Raw genomic sequence first — 15,944 nt, 5'->3', positions numbered from 1 at the left:
CGGCGAGAGTAATTAAAAATGCCGTTCGCGCCCGGCAAACAGGTCGCGTAGATTGCCGCGATGGCGCCAGACGATCAGTGCTGTCAGTGCGCTCATGGGCAGCAATGCTCCCGGCTCCTGCCAGGCCAGCAGTGGCAGGGTCAGGGGCGTGGCGATCAGGGCGGCCAGCGAGCTGGTACGTGTGAGGTAGAAGGTCAATAGCCATGCGCCGATAGCCAGAAGTGCTGCCGGAGGGTAAAGCCCCAGCAGCATGCCGGCAGCCGTTGCTACACCTTTGCCACCGCGAAAACGGAAGTACAGCGGATACAGATGGCCGATCACGGCATAGACGCCGATCCAGGCCTGTTGCTGTATCGAGAGGCCCGCAAGCCCTGCAACCAACACGGGTAGCAGGCCTTTGCAGAGGTCGCCGAGCAAGGTCAGGACGGCGAGTTTTTTGCCGGCCAGGCGTAACATGTTGGTGGCGCCGGCATTACCCGAGCCACTCATTCGCGGATCGGGGTTACCGGTCAGGCGGCTGAGCAAAATGGCAAAGGACAGAGAGCCAAGCAGGTAGGCGAGGATCGCCAGTAACCAAAACATGCTAACTATTCCGGGCGAGGACGCCCTGATTCTAACGGCGCATTGCGCCCTTGTCGTGCTGCGGAGAAGAGTGCTTGGACAGAGTGTTTATCGAGGGCCTGGAAGTCGACACGGTGATCGGTGCTTACGACTGGGAGCGCGGCATCCGTCAGTGCCTGCGTCTTGATCTGAATTTCGCCTGGGACAATCGCCCGGCAGCGGCGGGTGATGACCTGACCCTGGCGCTCGACTACGCCAGCGTGACAGCACGTATTCAGGCGTTCGCCGAGCAGGCGCAGTACCAACTGGTTGAAACCTTTGCCGAGCGTCTGGCCGAAGTCTTGATGAGCGAATTCAAGATTACCTGGCTGCGCCTCAAGCTGACCAAGCCGGGGGCTATCCCGGCTGCAACGGGCGTGGGCGTGGAGATCGAGCGCGGATGTCGCTAACTCAGGTATTTCTTGGGCTCGGCAGCAATGTCGAGCGCGAAGCTCATTTGCAGGCGGGGCTGGAAGCGCTTGCCGGTTTTCTGGTGGATATACGCTGTTCGGCGGTGTTCGAAAGTCAGCCGGTGGGGATCAAGAGCGGGCCTTTTTTCAATTTCGTGGTATCGGCGTTTACCGATCTGCCGTTGATGGAGCTGGACCGTCGGTTGAAGTTTATCGAGGCCGACAACGGTCGTTATGCCCCCGATCGCAAGGGCTTGCCGTTGGATATCGACGTGCTGCTGTATGGCGATCTGGTGGGTAATTTCGACGGATTGATCCTGCCTCGAGCGGAAATCCTGAAAAATGCCTTTGTGCTGTGGCCGTTGTCGCTGATAGCGCCGGACAGGGTGCATCCTGGCGTGGGTAAAAGTTTTGCGACGCTGTGGAGCGAAGCGCAGATTGATCAGGTTCTAGCGCCGGTGGCGTTTGAGTGGCGCGGTGAGCAGTTGACCCCTGCCAATCTTCTGTAAATCAAAAGATCGCAGCCTGCGGCAGCTCCGCGGGTGGTGTACACCCGCATTAGCCTCGTAGGAGCTGCCGCAGGCTGCGATCCTTTGATCTTGCTTATGTGCGTTCTTTGTAGGCCTTCAGCGCCGTGAGGCGTTCACGCTTCAAGGCCTCGCCCAGCTCCGGGCCTTTGAATCCCTGCTCCAGCAATGGCTGAACCGCCACGGTGCGTGCGGCGGTCGCTGCGCCTCGCAAATAATCCGCTTGTGGATAACTTCTCTGTTCAAGGCCCTTCCGGCCCCGGGCGTCCATTTCGCAGGCTTTGATGAACTCTTCAAAGCGCTGCGGCCGTCGGTAAACGTCGAAGCTCTGCAGCAACTCCAGCAATGTCGACGGCTTCAGTTCCAGTGCACGGTGGCCGTGGGTGTGGAATTCGCCTACCAGCAACGCCAGTTCCTGGCAGTCGCGCGGGGCCTTGAAGCGCTCGTTGACCGCTTTGATCAGCTTCAGGCCTTTGTGCTCGTGAGCGATGTGTCTGGGCCACTGGCTCTCAGGTGTCAGGCCTTTGCCCAGATCATGCAGCAGGCAGGCCCAGCGCACGGTCAGCGGCTGCTTGTGCAGCGCGGCCTGTTCGAGAACGCTCAGGGTGTGCACGCCGCTGTCGATTTCCGGGTGGTGGGCTTCGGGTTGTGGCACGCCAAACAGCGCGTCAATCTCGGGGATCAAGACTTTCAGGGCGCCGCAGTCGCGCAGAACCTGGATGAATACTTGTGGCTGATCTTCCATCAGGGCGCGGGATATTTCTTTCCAGCTGCGTTCTGCGGTCAGCGCTTCAAGCTCACCTGATTCGCTGAGCTGGCGCATCAGCTCCAGGGTCTCGGGGGCTACCGTGAAGCCGAGCCCGGCATAACGTGCGGCGAAACGGGCAACACGCAGCACGCGGAGAGGATCTTCGGCGAACGCGGGGGAAACGTGGCGAAGCAGGCGCGCTTCAAGGTCGCGCTGGCCATGATACGGATCGGTCAATTGACCGTGATCGTCTTCGGCCATGGCATTGATCGTCAGATCGCGACGAATCAGGTCTTCTTCCAGGGTGACTTCCGGGCTGGCATGGAAGGTGAAGCCGCCGTAGCCGCGTCCGCTTTTGCGTTCGGTGCGGGCAAGCGCATATTCCTCGCCGCTTTTGGGGTGAAGGAATACCGGAAAATCGGCGCCTACCGGGCGATAGCCCTTGGCGAGCATTTCTTCGGTGCTGGCGCCCACCACCACCCAGTCGATGTCGGTAACAGGCTTGCCGAGCAGGCGATCACGGACCGCACCGCCGACTTTATAAATCTGCATAAAAAACCTCCGTTAGCCCGACAGGATAACCCTTGCGTCGAACTTCCGGAGGTCCGGCTGACATCAAAGATGAATGACGGCGAGGTCCATCCGGCCGTATTCGCCCTCGCTATGCTCGCCTTTGGGCGGGACATGATGGGTTTTCATTACCTGGTCGCCTTGCAGGGTTTCCAGGTGAATATCGAAGCCCCAGAGGCGGTGCAGGTGCTTGAGCACTTCCTCGGTGGAGTCCCCGAGTGGTTTACGATCATGTTGTTGATGGCGCAGTGTCAGCGAGCGGTCGCCGCGCCGGTCGATGCTGTAGATCTGAATGTTCGGTTCGCGGTTACCCAGGTTGTACTGTGCTGCCAGGGTTTCACGAATGGTCCGATAGCCTTCTTCGTCATGAATGGCTGGCACCAGCAGGTCGTCTTTCTGGTCGTCATCGAGAATGCTGAACAGTTTCAGGTCACGAATCACTTTGGGTGACAGGTACTGCAGGATGAAGCTTTCGTCCTTGAAGCTGCTCATGGCGAACTTGATGCTCGACAGCCAGTCGGTCCCGGCGATTTCGGGGAACCAGCGGTAATCCTCTTCAGTAGGGGCTTCGCACATGCGCCGAATGTCGCGGTACATGGAAAAACCCAGGGTATAGGGGTTGATGCCGTTGTAGTAAGGGCTATCGAACCCGGGCTGGAAGACTACGCTGGTGTGAGAGGCCAGGAACTCCATCATGAAGCCGTCGGTCACCAGGCCCTCATCGTACAAGTCGTTCATCAGGGTGTAGTGCCAGAAAGTCGCCCAGCCCTCGTTCATGACCTGAGTCTGACGCTGTGGATAAAAGTACTGCGCGATCTTGCGCACGATCCGTACGATTTCCCGTTGCCATGGCTCCAGCAGCGGGGCGTGCTTTTCGATGAAGTAGAGGATGTTCTCCTGCGGTTCTGCCGGAAAGCGTGCGTTGTCTTTCTCGTTGAACTTGTCTGCGCCTTTTGGAATGGTGCGCCACAGGTCGTTGATCTGCTTTTGCAGGTGTTCTTCACGATCCTTTTGCCGGCGTCGCTCTTCTTCCGCGGAAATCGGATAAGGACGTTTGTAGCGGTCGACACCGTAGTTCATCAGGGCATGACAGGAGTCGAGCAGGTCTTCCACGGCATCGATGCCATGGCGTTCCTCGCATTGCATGATGTACTGCTTGGCAAACACCAGGTAGTCGATGATCGAACTGGCATCGGTCCAGGTGCGGAACAGGTAATTACCCTTGAAAAAGCTGTTGTGGCCGTAGCAGGCGTGGGCCACCACCAGCGCCTGCATGCAGATGGTGTTTTCTTCCATCAGGTAGGCGATGCACGGGTCCGAGTTGATCACGATCTCGTAGGCCAGTCCCATCTGGCCGCGACTGTAGGACTTCTCGGTACTGAGGAAGTGTTTGCCATAGGACCAGTGGTGATAGCCCAGCGGCATGCCGACAGAGGCGTAGGCGTCCATCATCTGCTCGGCGGTAATCACCTCAATCTGGTTGGGGTAGGTATCCAGCGCATAGCGGGCCGCAAGACGGCTGATTTCCCGGTCGTAGGCCTGGATCAGCTCGAACGTCCATTCGGAGCCGGTGGATATGGGTTGGCGCTTCTGCTCTTTGGCGGTCATGTCACTAACCTGCGCTGGAAGAGTTCACGGAAGACCGGATAGATATCCCCGGCCGAAACCAGCTGTTGCTGGGCAAATGTATCGGAAAAGGCTTCGCTGATACGTTCATATTCGTACCACAGGGCCTGGTGTTCGCGGGGGGTGATCTCCACATAAGTGTAGTACTGCACGAATGGCATGATCTGGTTGATCAGGATGTCTCGGCAGATCGGCGAGTCATCGTTCCAGTTGTCGCCGTCGGAAGCTTGCGCGGCGTAAATGTTCCAGTCGTTGCTCGGATACCGTTCGGCCATGATCTCCTGCATCAGTTTCAGGGCGCTGGAAACGATGGTGCCGCCGGTTTCGCGAGAGTAGAAGAACTCTTCCTCGTCGACTTCCCGGGCGCTGGTGTGGTGGCGGATGAACACCACATCGATTTTCTCGTAGTTACGCTTGAGGAACAGGTACAGCAGGATGAAGAATCGTTTGGCGATGTCCTTGGTGGCTTGGGTCATGGAGCCGGAAACGTCCATCAGGCAGAACATTACCGCCTTGGAGCTGGGGTTGGGCTGCTTGATCAGGAGGTTGTACTTGAGGTCGAAGGTGTCGAGAAACGGCACACGGTTGATGCGCGCGCTCAAGCGCTCGATTTCTGCCTCGATTTCCTGAATATCGCCGAAATTGTCTGGTTCTTCCTGTTTAAGTCGTGCCAGTTCCTCTTTTGCTACCCGCAGTTTCTCCCGGCTGCTGCCTGACAGTGCGATGCGCCGTGCATGGGCCGAGCGCAGGGTGCGGATGATGTTGATCCGTGAAGGGTTGCCTTCGTTGCTGATGCCGGCACGCACGGTCTTGAAAGTATCAGTGCCGCTCAGGTTGCGCTTGACCAGGTTTGGCAGCTCCAGGTCCTCGAACATGAATTCGAGAAATTCTTCCTGGGTGATCTGGAACACAAACTCGTCCATGCCCTCGCCAGAGTTTCCGGCTTTGCCGGGGCCTCTGCCGCCGCCACCTCCCGGCGGACGAGCAATATGCTCACCGCTGGTGAACTCCTTGTTGCCGGGATGCACGATGGTCTGCTTGCCACCGCGACCATGGTGAAGCACTGGCTCGTCGATATCGCGGCCAGGAATGCTGATTTGCTCACCGTGCTCCATATCGGTAATGGAACGCCGGCTGACCGCCTCTTCGACGGCCTTCTTGATGTGATCACGGTAACGCCGCAGAAACCGCTGACGGTTTACCGTGCTCTTGTTCTTGCCATTGAGACGTCGGTCGATCACATAGCTCATGACTGCTCCTTAGAAGCTGTCTTGAGAAATCGCGAGCAAGTCTGGCGGTAATGGGCGCGGGGCAGGAGGTGTGATTTTCGCCTCCCGTACCACCTGCGCGTTGCCTGGACTTCGCTGCCGATTTCCAAACACCTTCCTGAAACCTGTGTAACAGAAATTTGTCATGCAGGCTCCGGGCTAACGACAACCGGTCTGACCGGCAGCGTGTTACTGCGATTTCCTGACCCGCAGGTACCACTCGGAGAGCAGTCGTACCTGTTTGTCGGTGTAGCCGCGCTCGACCATCCGTGTAACAAAGTCGTTGTGTTTCTGTTGATCCTCTTTGCTGGCCTTGGCGTTGAAGCTGATGACCGGCAGCAGATCCTCGGTGTTCGAGAACATTTTCTTCTCGATGACCACCCGCAGCTTCTCGTAGCTGAGCCAGGTCGGATTCTTGCCGTTGTTGTTGGCCCGGGCACGCAGGACGAAGTTGACGATTTCGTTGCGGAAATCCTTCGGATTGCTGATGCCCGCCGGTTTTTCGATTTTCTCCAGCTCTTCGTTGAGGGCTACGCGGTTGAGGATCTCGCCGGTTTCCGGATCGCGGTATTCCTGATCCTGAATCCAGAAGTCCGCGTAGAGCACATAGCGGTCGAAGATGTTTTGCCCGTATTCGCTGTAGGACTCCAGGTAGGCGGTCTGGATTTCCTTGCCGATGAACTCGATATAACGCGGCGCCAGGTACTCTTTCAGGAAGCGCAGATAACGCTCGCGGGTTTCCGCCTGGAACTGTTCCTGTTCGATCTGTTGTTCCAGCACATAGAGCAGATGCACCGGGTTGGCGGCGATTTCATGCGGGTCGAAGTTGAAGACTTTCGACAGGATCTTGAAGGCAAACCGGGTCGAAAGACCGTTCATGCCTTCGTCGACACCCGCATTGTCGCGGTATTCCTGGATCGATTTGGCCTTCGGATCGGTGTCCTTGAGGTTTTCACCGTCATACACACGCATTTTCGAGTAGATGTTCGAGTTTTCCGGTTCTTTGAGGCGCGAGAGCACAGTGAACTGAGCGAGCATCTTCAACGTGTCGGGTGCGCAGTGGGCCTTGGCCAGAGAGCTGTTGAACAGCAGCTTGTCGTAGATCTTCACTTCGTCACTGACCCGCAGGCAATACGGTACTTTGACGATGTAGATCCGGTCGATGAAGGCTTCGTTGTTCTTGTTGTTGCGGAAGGTGTGCCACTCCGATTCGTTGGAGTGCGCCAGCAGGATCCCGGTGAACGGAATCGCGCCCAGGCCTTCAGTACTGTTGTAGTTGCCTTCCTGGGTGGCGGTCAGCAATGGGTGCAGCACCTTGATCGGCGCCTTGAACATTTCGACGAATTCCATCAGGCCCTGGTTGGAGCGGCAAAGTGCACCCGAGTAGCTATAGGCGTCGGCGTCGTTCTGCGGGAACTCTTCCAGTTTGCGAATATCGACCTTGCCCACCAGCGCCGAGATGTCCTGGTTGTTTTCGTCACCCGGTTCGGTCTTGGCCACAGCGATCTGGTTGAGGATCGACGGATAGAGTTTGACCACCCGGAACTGGCTGATATCACCACCGAATTCGGCCAGCCGTTTGGTTGCCCAAGGCGACATGATGGTGTTCAGGTAGCGCCGCGGAATGCCGAAATCCTCTTCGAGGATTGCACCATCTTCGGTGGCGTTGAACAGCCCCAGCGGAGACTCGAACACCGGAGAGCCCTTGATGGCATAGAAGGGCACTTTTTCGATCAGCTGTTTCAGTTTCTCGGCCAGGGATGACTTACCGCCACCGACGGGGCCGAGCAGGTAGAGGATCTGTTTCTTCTCTTCCAGGCCCTGAGCAGCGTGGCGGAAGTAGGAGACGATCTGGTCGATGCATTCTTCCATCCCGTGGAAGTCTTCAAAGGCCGGATACCGACGGATCACCTTGTTGGAAAAGATGCGCGACAGTCTCGAATTGGTCGAGGTGTCCAGCAGCTCCGGTTCGCCGATGGCCAGCAGTAGTCGCTCGGCGGCGGACGCGTAGGCACTACGGTCCTTTTTGCACAGTTCGAGATACTCCTGCAGAGTGAGCTCTTCCTGCCGTGTGGACTCGAAGCGTTGTTGGAAGTGGCTAAAGATACTCATGACGTCACCTCGCTCGATACGTGGAGCCGACGTCGGATCAATCAGTGGATGCTGGCAAGCAACTGAAGTGCAGTTGCCTTTTACCCCCCCTGAACACCTTCAAAGCTATCAACCCTGAAAGCTACTCCCGATGATCCGTGCGCCGGTGTACCGGCTCTCCCCTGTTTTGGATGGCCTGAGGCTAAGGATAGTTCGGAATCTGCAAGGTAAGGGGGGCAATGCGTAGTTTTGTTATGACTACCGTTCGTCAGCCCACGGCGGGCGTGGGCTGGAGCGTGTGAAAAAAATTATTCGGCAGTGCCTTGCGTTGTTTCCGAAGGGTAAATCGTACGCCACAGCTCGAATCCGCCGTCCATGCTGTAGACGTCGGAAAAGCCCTGGCTGACCAGATACGCCGCGGCGCCCTGGCTGGAATTACCGTGATAGCAAACCACTACGGTCGGTGCGTCGAGGTCGGCGGCGGTAATGAATGCGTGCAGGGAATGATTATCCAGATGCTTCGATCCGCTGATGTGCAGTGCGGCAAAAGTTGCCGGGTCGCGGACATCGACCACCACCGCGCCTTGTTCGCGCAGGGCCTGGGCCTGTTCTGGGGGGATACGTTTGAATTCGCTCATGGCGGGCTCCTGTGGCCTGGCTGAAAGCGCAGCCTAGCGCTTGGCGCTGGCCGACAATAGTTCGGGGGTAGTTGAGGTGGCGTGCGGCGCGGCGCGGCCCTGAGCATCGCATTTGCAATGCAGGCGCTCGCCGGTGTCGACGTTCATCAAGGTCATCGAACCGCCCCAGACGCAACCGGTGTCCAGGGCGAAGATGCCGGGTTCGTTACATTTACCTTCGAGCGCGGCCCAATGGCCGAAAATGATCTTCTTGCCGCGGGTCTTGCGTTGCTGGTGTGAAAACCAGGGGGCGTAACCCGGTAGCGCGCTATCGAGGCCTTCCTTGCTTTTGAGATCAAGCTTGCCGTCGCTGGTACAGAAACGCATGCGGGTGAAGTAGTTGGTAATCACCCGCAGGCGGGCTACACCTTTAAGGTCGCCGTCCCACTTAAGCGGTTCGTTGCCATACATGCCATCGAGGTAGGGCGTGATGCGGTTGTCGTCACGCAATGCTTCTTCGACTTCGGCGGCGCACTTCAAGGCTTTGCGCAGGGACCACTGCGGCGGTATGCCGGCATGGACCAACGCAATGCCGCGCTGTTCGTCGTAGTGCATGAGCTTTTGCTGGCGCAGCCACTCAAGCAGTTTTTTGCGATCCGGCGCGTCGAGGATCTCGCGCAGGGTGTCGGCTTTCCTCAGGCGCTCGATGTTGTAGCCGGCGGCCAGCAGGTGCAGGTCATGGTTGCCCAAGACACACACCAGCGATTCACGGATGCTATAGAGGAAACGCAGGGTTTCCAGCGATTGCGGGCCCCGGTTGACCAGGTCGCCAACCAGCCACAGATAATCCTCTGCAGGGTCAAAGGCAACCCGCTTGAGCAGGCATTGCAGTGGTTCGAGGCAGCCTTGCAGGTCGCCGATGGCGTACGTCGCCATCAGTGCAGGGCTCCGGGCACCGCCAGGCGAAATGGCGCGATGATGGCGTCGAAGTGTTTACCGTCTTCGGCGAGCATTTGATAAGTCCCCTGCATGTTGCCAACGCGGGTGGTCATCACGGTGCCGCTGCTGTAGGTGTGGCTCTGGCCGACACCGATCAGCGGTTGCAGGCCAACCACGCCTGCACCGCGCACCTCTTCGACATGGCCGTCGCCATCGGTGATCACCCAGTGCCGCGAGAGCAACTTGGCCGGTAGCAGGCCGTTGTTCTGTACGGTAATGGTGTAGGCGAAGGCAAAGCGGTCTTGCTCGGGTTGCGATTGTTCTGCCAGATAGCGGGTGACGACGCTGACGTCGACCTGATAACGAGGATCGGACATGCAAGAGGCCTTAAAAGCAAAGCGGGACGCGGGGCGTAACTGATTGAGGTCAGTCTAGGCCAGGTATCGGATAGTAAACCAGACATGGGCGCTGGTGTCCTACCCGATAACGCTTCTGGCCTGTCAGATGTCGGCAGGCTGCTCGGCGACTTGTTCGCTGAGCTTGTCAGCCAGGCGGACGAAGGCTGCCAGATCGAGCTGCTCGGGACGCAGGCTACCATCGACGCCGGCGGCTTCGATTTCGGCGTTGCTCAGCAGGGCCTTGAGGGTGTTGCGCAGGGTTTTGCGGCGCTGGTTGAAGGCTTCGCGAACCACGCGTTCCAGTAAACGATGGTCTTTGGCCGGGTGCGGCAGCACGGCGTGCGGCACCAGGCGGACGATCGCCGAGTCGACTTTCGGTGGTGGGTTGAACGCACCAGGGCCGACGTTGAACAGGTGTTCGACCCGGCAGTGGTACTGAACCATGATTGACAGACGACCCCAATCGCCACCGCCAGGACCTGCCGCCAGACGCTCGACCACTTCCTTTTGCAGCATGAAGTGCATGTCGCGAATGATGCCTGCGTTGTTCAGCAGGTGGAAAATCAGCGGCGTGGAGATGTTGTACGGCAAGTTGCCGACCACGCGCAGGCTGTTGGGTGCGGCATTCAAGCTGTTGAAGTCGAACTTCAGTGCATCGCCCTGGTGCAGGTTGAAATTGCTCTTGCCGGCGAATTGCTGGTTGAGGATCGGGATCAGGTCCTTGTCCAGCTCAACCACGTCCAGTTGGGCGCCGCTGTTGAGCAGGCCTTCGGTGAGCGCGCCCTGGCCCGGGCCGATTTCCAGCAGACGGTCTTCGGGCTTGGCGTGAATGGAGCGCAGGATGCGGTCGATAACGCCGGCATCGTGCAGGAAGTTCTGGCCGAAACGCTTGCGCGCCCGGTGTTGATAATGCTCGGTCATAAACGGGTCTCGGCCATCTGGTAGGCGGTTTCCAGGGCGACTTGCAGGCTGCCGGTGTCGATTTTTCCGCTGCCAGCCAGGTCCAGGGCGGTGCCGTGGTCGACTGAAGTGCGGATGATCGGCAAGCCGAGGGTCACGTTGACTGCCGCGCCGAAGCCTTTGTATTTCAGCACAGGCAGGCCCTGGTCGTGGTACATCGCCAGCACCGCATCGCAGTGCTCCAGATATTTGGGGGTAAACAGAGTGTCGGCGGGCAGGGGACCACGCAGGTCCATGCCTTCAGCGCGCAGACGCTCCAGGGTTGGTTCAATGATGTCGATTTCTTCGTGGCCCAGGTGTCCGCCTTCGCCGGCATGCGGGTTGAGTCCGCAAACGAGGATGCGTGGCTGGGCGATGCCGAACTTCTGTTGCAGGTCGGTGTGCAGAATCCGTGTGACCCGCTCCAGGCGTTCAGGGGTGATTGCATCGGCAATCTCCCGCAACGGCAGGTGCGTGGTAACCAGCGCGACCCGCAAGCCGTGTGTGGCGAGCATCATCACCACTTGAGGGGTGTGGGTCAGGTCTGCGAGAAACTCGGTGTGGCCGGAGAAGGCGATGCCCGACTCATTGATCACGCCCTTGTGCACAGGGGCGGTAATCATTCCGGCGAAGTGCCCGTCCAGGCAGCCCTGGCCTGCGCGGGTCAGGGTTTCCAGGACAAAGGCGGCATTGGCCTTGTCCAGTTGTCCGGCGGTAACCGGTGCACTGAGCGGAGTATCCCAGACGTACAGGCTGTTGGCCGGCGCAGGAACGTCCGGCCAGCTGTCCGGTGTTACCGGCAGCAGATCAACGACCACGCCAAGCTGCGCGGCCCGCTCAAGGAGCAGGTCGCGGCTGGTAATGGCAATCAGGGGATGTGGCTGGGCTTGCGAGGCGAGTAGCAGGCACAGGTCAGGACCTATGCCGGCCGGCTCGCCGGGTGTCAGCGCAAAACGCTTGGGGTTCACTTCGCCGCCTGGTCGACGCCAGGGAGCTTGATTTCAACGTAGGCTTCGTCACGGATCTGACGCAACCAGGTTTGCAGCTCTTCGTCGTATTTGCGGTTACGCAGTACGGTCATGGCCTGCTGTTCACGGGCCTGGTTGGTGCTGTCGGTGGCGCGGCGGCCAAGGACTTCCAGAACGTGCCAGCCATATTGAGTCTTGAACGGCTTGGACAGCTGACCTTGTTGGGTCTTGGCCATTACTTCGCGGAATTCCGGCACCAGCGCGTTCGGGTCGATCCAGTTGAGGTCGCCGCCGTTAAGGGCAGAACCCGGGTCTTCCGAGTAGCTTTTCGCCAGTTCAGCGAAGTCTTCGCCCGCAGAAATACGATCGTAGAGTTTCTGCGCCAGACGCTTGGTTTCTTCTTCGCTGCGGATTTCGCTTGGTTTGATCAGGATGTGGCGAACGTGTACTTCGTCACGCACCTGATTGCCGCCGCCGCGCTTTCCCAGCACTTTGAGGATGATGAAACCGCCCGGTGTACGTGCCGGTTGGGTGATTTCGCCCACTGACATCGCGCTTAGCTCACGGTCGAACGGAGGTGGCAGTTGAGCCGCTTTACGCCAGCCCATGTCGCCGCCTTCCAGTGCGTTGTCGCTCGCGGATTTGGCAATGGCCAGTTGAGAGAAGTCAGCACCCTTCTTGAGCTGCTGATAGATATCCATGGCCTGGCGCGCAGCGTTCTGGATTGCTTCCGAATTAGCGCTTTCCGGGGTCGGGATCAGGATGTTGGCCAGGTGCAGTTCTTCAGAGAGTTGCACTTTACCGAGGTCGGAGGCGAGGAAGTTTTTCACTTCCTGCTCGGACACCTGAATCCGCTCGGCCACACGACGCTGACGAACACGGCTGATGATCATCTCGCGACGGATCTGGTCACGAGCGTCGTCGTAAGACAGGCCGTCGTGAGTCAGTGCCGCACGGAACTGATCCACCGTCATGTTGTTGCGCTGGGCAATGGTGCCGACGGCCTGGTTCAGTTCTTCATCGGTAATGCGGATGCCGGAACGCTCGCCGATCTGCAGTTGCAGGTTTTCGACGATCAGGCGCTCGAGCACCTGCTGTTCCAGCACGCTGGTTGGTGGTGTACCGCCACCGCGCTTGGCGATGGTTTGCTGAACTTCATGGACCCGCTGGTCCAACTGACTCTGCATGACCACGTCGTTGTCGACGATGGCCACCACTTTGTCGATGGACTGTACCGCGGCGCTAGCCGCGGTACCCAGGAACAGCGCGCCCAGCAGCAGCGGGCGCAGACAATCAGAAAGCTTGGTCTTCACGTTCACGATAACCTTGAATGCCTTTGTCGAGGAAGCTCTCTACCTTGGTGCCAACAACGCCACCGAGACCTTTCAGAACAATTTGGAGGAAGACGCCATGGTCGCCTTTTTCGTTTTGCGGGGCTGCTTGACTGAATTCGTCATACGACACCCAGTAACGGTTGATCAGGCGCAGTTTCCAGCAGCAGTTGTCGTACTCGAAACCACCGAAGGCTTCCAGGGTACGATTGCGGTTGTAGTCGTACTGCCAACGGCTGATGGCATTCCATTGCGGCACGACTGGCCAGATAACCGAGAAGTCGTGCTGTTTGATCTTGTAGTAATCCTTCACGTAGCCAGGTGTGCCAGGGGTGCCATAGTCACCGCCACCCACAGTCCACTTACCCGTCGTCTGGTCGTAGCGAACCATGTCATTGCGATAGCGGTAACCGGCGTTGATGACCTTGTTCGGGTTGTCTTCAGGCTGGTAGTGAAACATCGCGCTACCCGAGCGAGGTTTGCGGCTGTCCGGGTCCCAGTTGTAGTCAGCCGTGGTCCGCCAATCGCGGTTCCAGCGATATTCGTATTCCAGGGCGTACGGCGAAACGTTGGACTGTGCATCGGCACGGGTTGTTGCATCGATACCTGGCAGCTGTACTTTGCGGTCCTTGAAATACATGGCCTGGCCGACGCTGATGCGTTGACGTTCGAACCCGTTGTCTTCAATCCAGCGGTTGGTCACGCCCAGCGACAACTTGTTTTCGTCGCCGACGCGGTCGGAGCCCGAGAAGCGGTTGTCGCGGAACAGCGATGCGTAGTTGAACGTGTACTCGCCGGTGTCGAACACAGGGATATTGCTCTGGTCTTTCTCGGGAACATAGAGATAGTACAGGCGAGGTTCCAGGGTCTGGCGATAGTTCTTGCCGAACCATTGGGTGTTACGGTCAAAGTACAGGCCGCTATCGATGCTCGCGATAGGGATCGCACGACTCTGATTTCGGCTGTAGGTGCCGAGGAGGCGATCCTGTTCCGCGGTCTGACCGGCGACCTGGCCTTTACCGGTACTGTCCAGGTCAAGATCGTACTGAGTGTACTGATACTTGAGCGTTGGTTTCAGGAAGCCGTAGGTCGCGTTGAGCGGAAGACTGATACTTGGCGCCGCATTGAAGCGATTGCCGTTGGCGCGCGCCACACCGAAGACGTTGGTGTCCAGACGAGGGGTGCCTACAGCATTGCCATTCGCATCAAAAGGACCACCATCCTCGTCGAAATAGTTGCCTGTTTTCAGGCTCCGCTCAAACCGCACGGCTTCTGTTTCGTAAGCGAAGTTCAGCCCGCCCGGTTTTTGCGGCAGGAAACCATTGAAGGTGATCTGCGGCAGACGATTGTAAGGCGTGATGTTCGATACCGACGCCAGCTGGTAGGCCTGCACGTTGAGGCGTGCATTGAAGGTGTCGCCACGGTAGGTGACAGCACCTTGCTGGTTCACGTAGTCGGAAACACTTTTGACGCCCAGTTGCCCGGTCTGCAGATCCTGGAAGTAGTACGGATCGCTGATCTTGGTGTAGTCGACCTGGGTGAGTATCCGCGAATCAAGCCCGCCCTTGTGTTGCCAGTTGTACATGTAGCGGGTTTTTTCGTAGTCGGACTGCAACTTGCGTTCGGTGTCATCGTCGTTGAGGTACGCGGCGCCGAACTGACCTTCGCTGGACTTGGTCAGGTAGCGTAACTCGCCTTCCATCAACATGCCGCGCTTGCTCATGTAGCGCGGATACAACGTGGCATCGTAGTTCGGTGCCAGGTTGAAGTAATACGGTGTTTCCAGCATGAAGCCGGTTTTGCCGCTGGTGCTGAAGCTTGGCGGCAGGAAGCCGGACTGGCGACGGTTATCGATCGGGAAATAGATATACGGGGTGTAGAACACCGGAATGTCCTTGACCCGCAGTGTCACGTTGGTCCCGGTACCGAAACCGGTCGCCGGGTTCAAGGTGATGTTGTTGCCCTTGAGCTGCCAGGCGTTGCTGTTCGGTTCGCACGTGGTGTACGTACCATCCTTGAGGCGGATGATCGCGTTTTCCGCACGTTTGGCATACAGCGCGCTGCCGCGGACACGGGATTTGTGCATCACGTATTCGGCGTTGTCGACCTGGGCTTCACCGGTATCGAGTTGCACTTCAGCGTGATCGCCGACGATCAGCGCACCGTTGTCGCGCACGCGAACGTTACCGTTCAGATCGCCACGGTTTTCGGCTTGATACAGGTTGGCTTCATCGGCCTCGACCTGCATGCTGCCCTGGCGCATGACCACGTCACCAGCGAGGGTCGCCACCTGTTCTTCCTGCTGGTAGCGGGAGGCTTTGGCGCCGATAAACGTCGGGGCATCACTTTTATTCGTCGTGTCATTCATGCCAGGACGAATCGGTTCGATATAGGAACCAGAGCAATAAGGACCTGTTTCAGCCAATTGGGCAGCGGTGAGCTTCTCACGCGGGACCCAGTCGAGGTGGCTGTAGTCGGCGCTGCGCGACTTCAGGGCGCGGCCCTTGGCTTCGGTGACCAGCACAGGCTTGTTGGCGGTTTCGCCACCTGCAGTGCTGCTCTCGGCCGTTGACTCGTTGCCCGAACTGACCGCGCTGCCCTCATGTACAGGGCGTGGTGGTAATTGGGCTGCGTTGGCTTTTGGCGCGCAGTCCCAGGCACCCGAAGCAGAGACTGAGCAGTCATACTGTTCCGCGGCGACCACGAACGAAGTGGCTAGAGGTTGCAGGGCCAGCAAACTGCCGGTGACCAACAACGGAAATTTTTTACGAAACGCGGGGGATTTCAATGCCATCTTATTAGTCCGGGCTTCCTGCGTGCCATCTGCCCGCGGTGTGGGCCGCACGCCTCTCGATGGTCTGAAAAAGATGCTGGATAATAAAGCATGACCCGCTTGACGGCTAGCGCCGTCG

General features: G+C 58.4%; 14 protein-coding genes. 2 read left to right on the top strand and 12 right to left on the bottom strand.

All coding sequences use genetic code 11. From position 1 onward, the window contains the following. Window positions 1-12: 12 nt before the first annotated feature. Window positions 13-582: a glycerol-3-phosphate 1-O-acyltransferase PlsY gene (gene plsY, locus BK658_RS04265; RefSeq protein ID WP_123581199.1), complete on the bottom strand. Its 570-nt coding sequence runs from the start codon at window positions 580-582 to the stop codon at window positions 13-15. Between the two features lie 74 nt (window positions 583-656). Between plsY and folB the strand changes: the two genes are divergently transcribed. Then, window positions 657-1,010 (top strand): dihydroneopterin aldolase, encoded by a 354-nt coding sequence (gene folB, locus BK658_RS04260; RefSeq protein ID WP_123581198.1) that lies wholly within the window; start codon window positions 657-659, stop codon window positions 1,008-1,010. Continuing rightward, window positions 1,001-1,519 (top strand): 2-amino-4-hydroxy-6-hydroxymethyldihydropteridine diphosphokinase, encoded by a 519-nt coding sequence (gene folK, locus BK658_RS04255; RefSeq protein WP_123581197.1) that lies wholly within the window; start codon window positions 1,001-1,003, stop codon window positions 1,517-1,519. Before folB ends, folK begins: the two co-directional genes overlap by 10 nt. Before the next feature lie 94 nt (window positions 1,520-1,613). Here folK and BK658_RS04250 read toward each other — a convergent pair whose 3' ends face one another. From BK658_RS04250 to BK658_RS04200, 11 genes are all read right to left on the bottom strand, one after another. After that, window positions 1,614-2,837: a multifunctional CCA addition/repair protein gene (locus tag BK658_RS04250; RefSeq protein WP_123581196.1), complete on the bottom strand. Its 1,224-nt coding sequence runs from the start codon at window positions 2,835-2,837 to the stop codon at window positions 1,614-1,616. A 63-nt stretch (window positions 2,838-2,900) separates the two neighbouring features. After that, complete coding sequence (locus BK658_RS04245) at window positions 2,901-4,463, bottom strand: SpoVR family protein (RefSeq protein ID WP_103319633.1); 1,563 nt, start codon at window positions 4,461-4,463, stop codon at window positions 2,901-2,903. Further along, entirely contained in the window at window positions 4,460-5,731 is a 1,272-nt protein-coding gene (locus tag BK658_RS04240) for a YeaH/YhbH family protein (RefSeq protein ID WP_054594316.1), read from the bottom strand. Before BK658_RS04240 ends, BK658_RS04245 begins: the two co-directional genes overlap by 4 nt. A gap of 207 nt (window positions 5,732-5,938) precedes the next feature. Then, window positions 5,939-7,861: a PrkA family serine protein kinase gene (locus BK658_RS04235; RefSeq protein ID WP_019693927.1), complete on the bottom strand. Its 1,923-nt coding sequence runs from the start codon at window positions 7,859-7,861 to the stop codon at window positions 5,939-5,941. A 287-nt stretch (window positions 7,862-8,148) separates the two neighbouring features. After that, window positions 8,149-8,478 carry a thiosulfate sulfurtransferase GlpE gene (gene glpE, locus BK658_RS04230; protein ID WP_123581195.1) on the bottom strand — a complete coding sequence of 110 codons (330 nt, stop codon included), beginning with the start codon at window positions 8,476-8,478 and terminating at the stop codon, window positions 8,149-8,151. Between the two features lie 33 nt (window positions 8,479-8,511). After that, window positions 8,512-9,393, bottom strand: a complete 882-nt coding sequence (locus BK658_RS04225) for a symmetrical bis(5'-nucleosyl)-tetraphosphatase (RefSeq protein WP_123581194.1) — start codon at window positions 9,391-9,393, stop codon at window positions 8,512-8,514. Continuing rightward, complete coding sequence (gene apaG, locus BK658_RS04220; protein ID WP_123424095.1) at window positions 9,393-9,773, bottom strand: Co2+/Mg2+ efflux protein ApaG; 381 nt, start codon at window positions 9,771-9,773, stop codon at window positions 9,393-9,395. The genes BK658_RS04225 and apaG overlap by 1 nt, the downstream gene beginning before the upstream one ends. Window positions 9,774-9,896: 123 nt before the next feature. Then, window positions 9,897-10,715, bottom strand: coding sequence for a 16S rRNA (adenine(1518)-N(6)/adenine(1519)-N(6))-dimethyltransferase RsmA (gene rsmA / locus BK658_RS04215; protein ID WP_123581193.1), 819 nt, complete (start codon window positions 10,713-10,715; stop codon window positions 9,897-9,899). Further along, window positions 10,712-11,701, bottom strand: coding sequence for a 4-hydroxythreonine-4-phosphate dehydrogenase PdxA (gene pdxA / locus BK658_RS04210; protein ID WP_123581192.1), 990 nt, complete (start codon window positions 11,699-11,701; stop codon window positions 10,712-10,714). The genes rsmA and pdxA overlap by 4 nt, the downstream gene beginning before the upstream one ends. Further along, complete coding sequence (gene surA / locus BK658_RS04205) at window positions 11,698-13,020, bottom strand: peptidylprolyl isomerase SurA (protein WP_185019774.1); 1,323 nt, start codon at window positions 13,018-13,020, stop codon at window positions 11,698-11,700. The genes pdxA and surA overlap by 4 nt, the downstream gene beginning before the upstream one ends. Continuing rightward, window positions 12,995-15,826, bottom strand: a complete 2,832-nt coding sequence (locus tag BK658_RS04200; protein ID WP_123581191.1) for an LPS-assembly protein LptD — start codon at window positions 15,824-15,826, stop codon at window positions 12,995-12,997. Before BK658_RS04200 ends, surA begins: the two co-directional genes overlap by 26 nt. Window positions 15,827-15,944: the final 118 nt, after the last annotated feature.

This window comes from Pseudomonas brassicacearum (assembly GCF_003732175.1).
Lineage (GTDB): Bacteria > Pseudomonadota > Gammaproteobacteria > Pseudomonadales > Pseudomonadaceae > Aquipseudomonas > Aquipseudomonas brassicacearum_G.
Note: the sequence above shows the minus strand (reverse complement) of the source record. Positions and strands in the feature narration are given on the sequence as shown.

Bases quoted from the DNA above. Each gene is read 5' to 3' on its own strand.
- BK658_RS04235 (WP_019693927.1), bottom strand. From the start codon at position 7,861: ATGAGTATCTTTAGCCACTTCCAACAACGCTTCGAGTCCACACGGCAG.
- BK658_RS04225 (WP_123581194.1), bottom strand. From the start codon at position 9,393: ATGGCGACGTACGCCATCGGCGACCTGCAAGGCTGCCTCGAACCACTG.
- plsY (WP_123581199.1), bottom strand. From the start codon at position 582: ATGTTTTGGTTACTGGCGATCCTCGCCTACCTGCTTGGCTCTCTGTCC.
- BK658_RS04250 (WP_123581196.1), bottom strand. From the start codon at position 2,837: ATGCAGATTTATAAAGTCGGCGGTGCGGTCCGTGATCGCCTGCTCGGC.
- rsmA (WP_123581193.1), bottom strand. From the start codon at position 10,715: ATGACCGAGCATTATCAACACCGGGCGCGCAAGCGTTTCGGCCAGAAC.
- folK (WP_123581197.1), top strand. From the start codon at position 1,001: ATGTCGCTAACTCAGGTATTTCTTGGGCTCGGCAGCAATGTCGAGCGC.
- glpE (WP_123581195.1), bottom strand. From the start codon at position 8,478: ATGAGCGAATTCAAACGTATCCCCCCAGAACAGGCCCAGGCCCTGCGC.
- apaG (WP_123424095.1), bottom strand. From the start codon at position 9,773: ATGTCCGATCCTCGTTATCAGGTCGACGTCAGCGTCGTCACCCGCTAT.
- BK658_RS04200 (WP_123581191.1), bottom strand. From the start codon at position 15,826: ATGGCATTGAAATCCCCCGCGTTTCGTAAAAAATTTCCGTTGTTGGTC.
- BK658_RS04245 (WP_103319633.1), bottom strand. From the start codon at position 4,463: ATGACCGCCAAAGAGCAGAAGCGCCAACCCATATCCACCGGCTCCGAA.
- BK658_RS04240 (WP_054594316.1), bottom strand. From the start codon at position 5,731: ATGAGCTATGTGATCGACCGACGTCTCAATGGCAAGAACAAGAGCACG.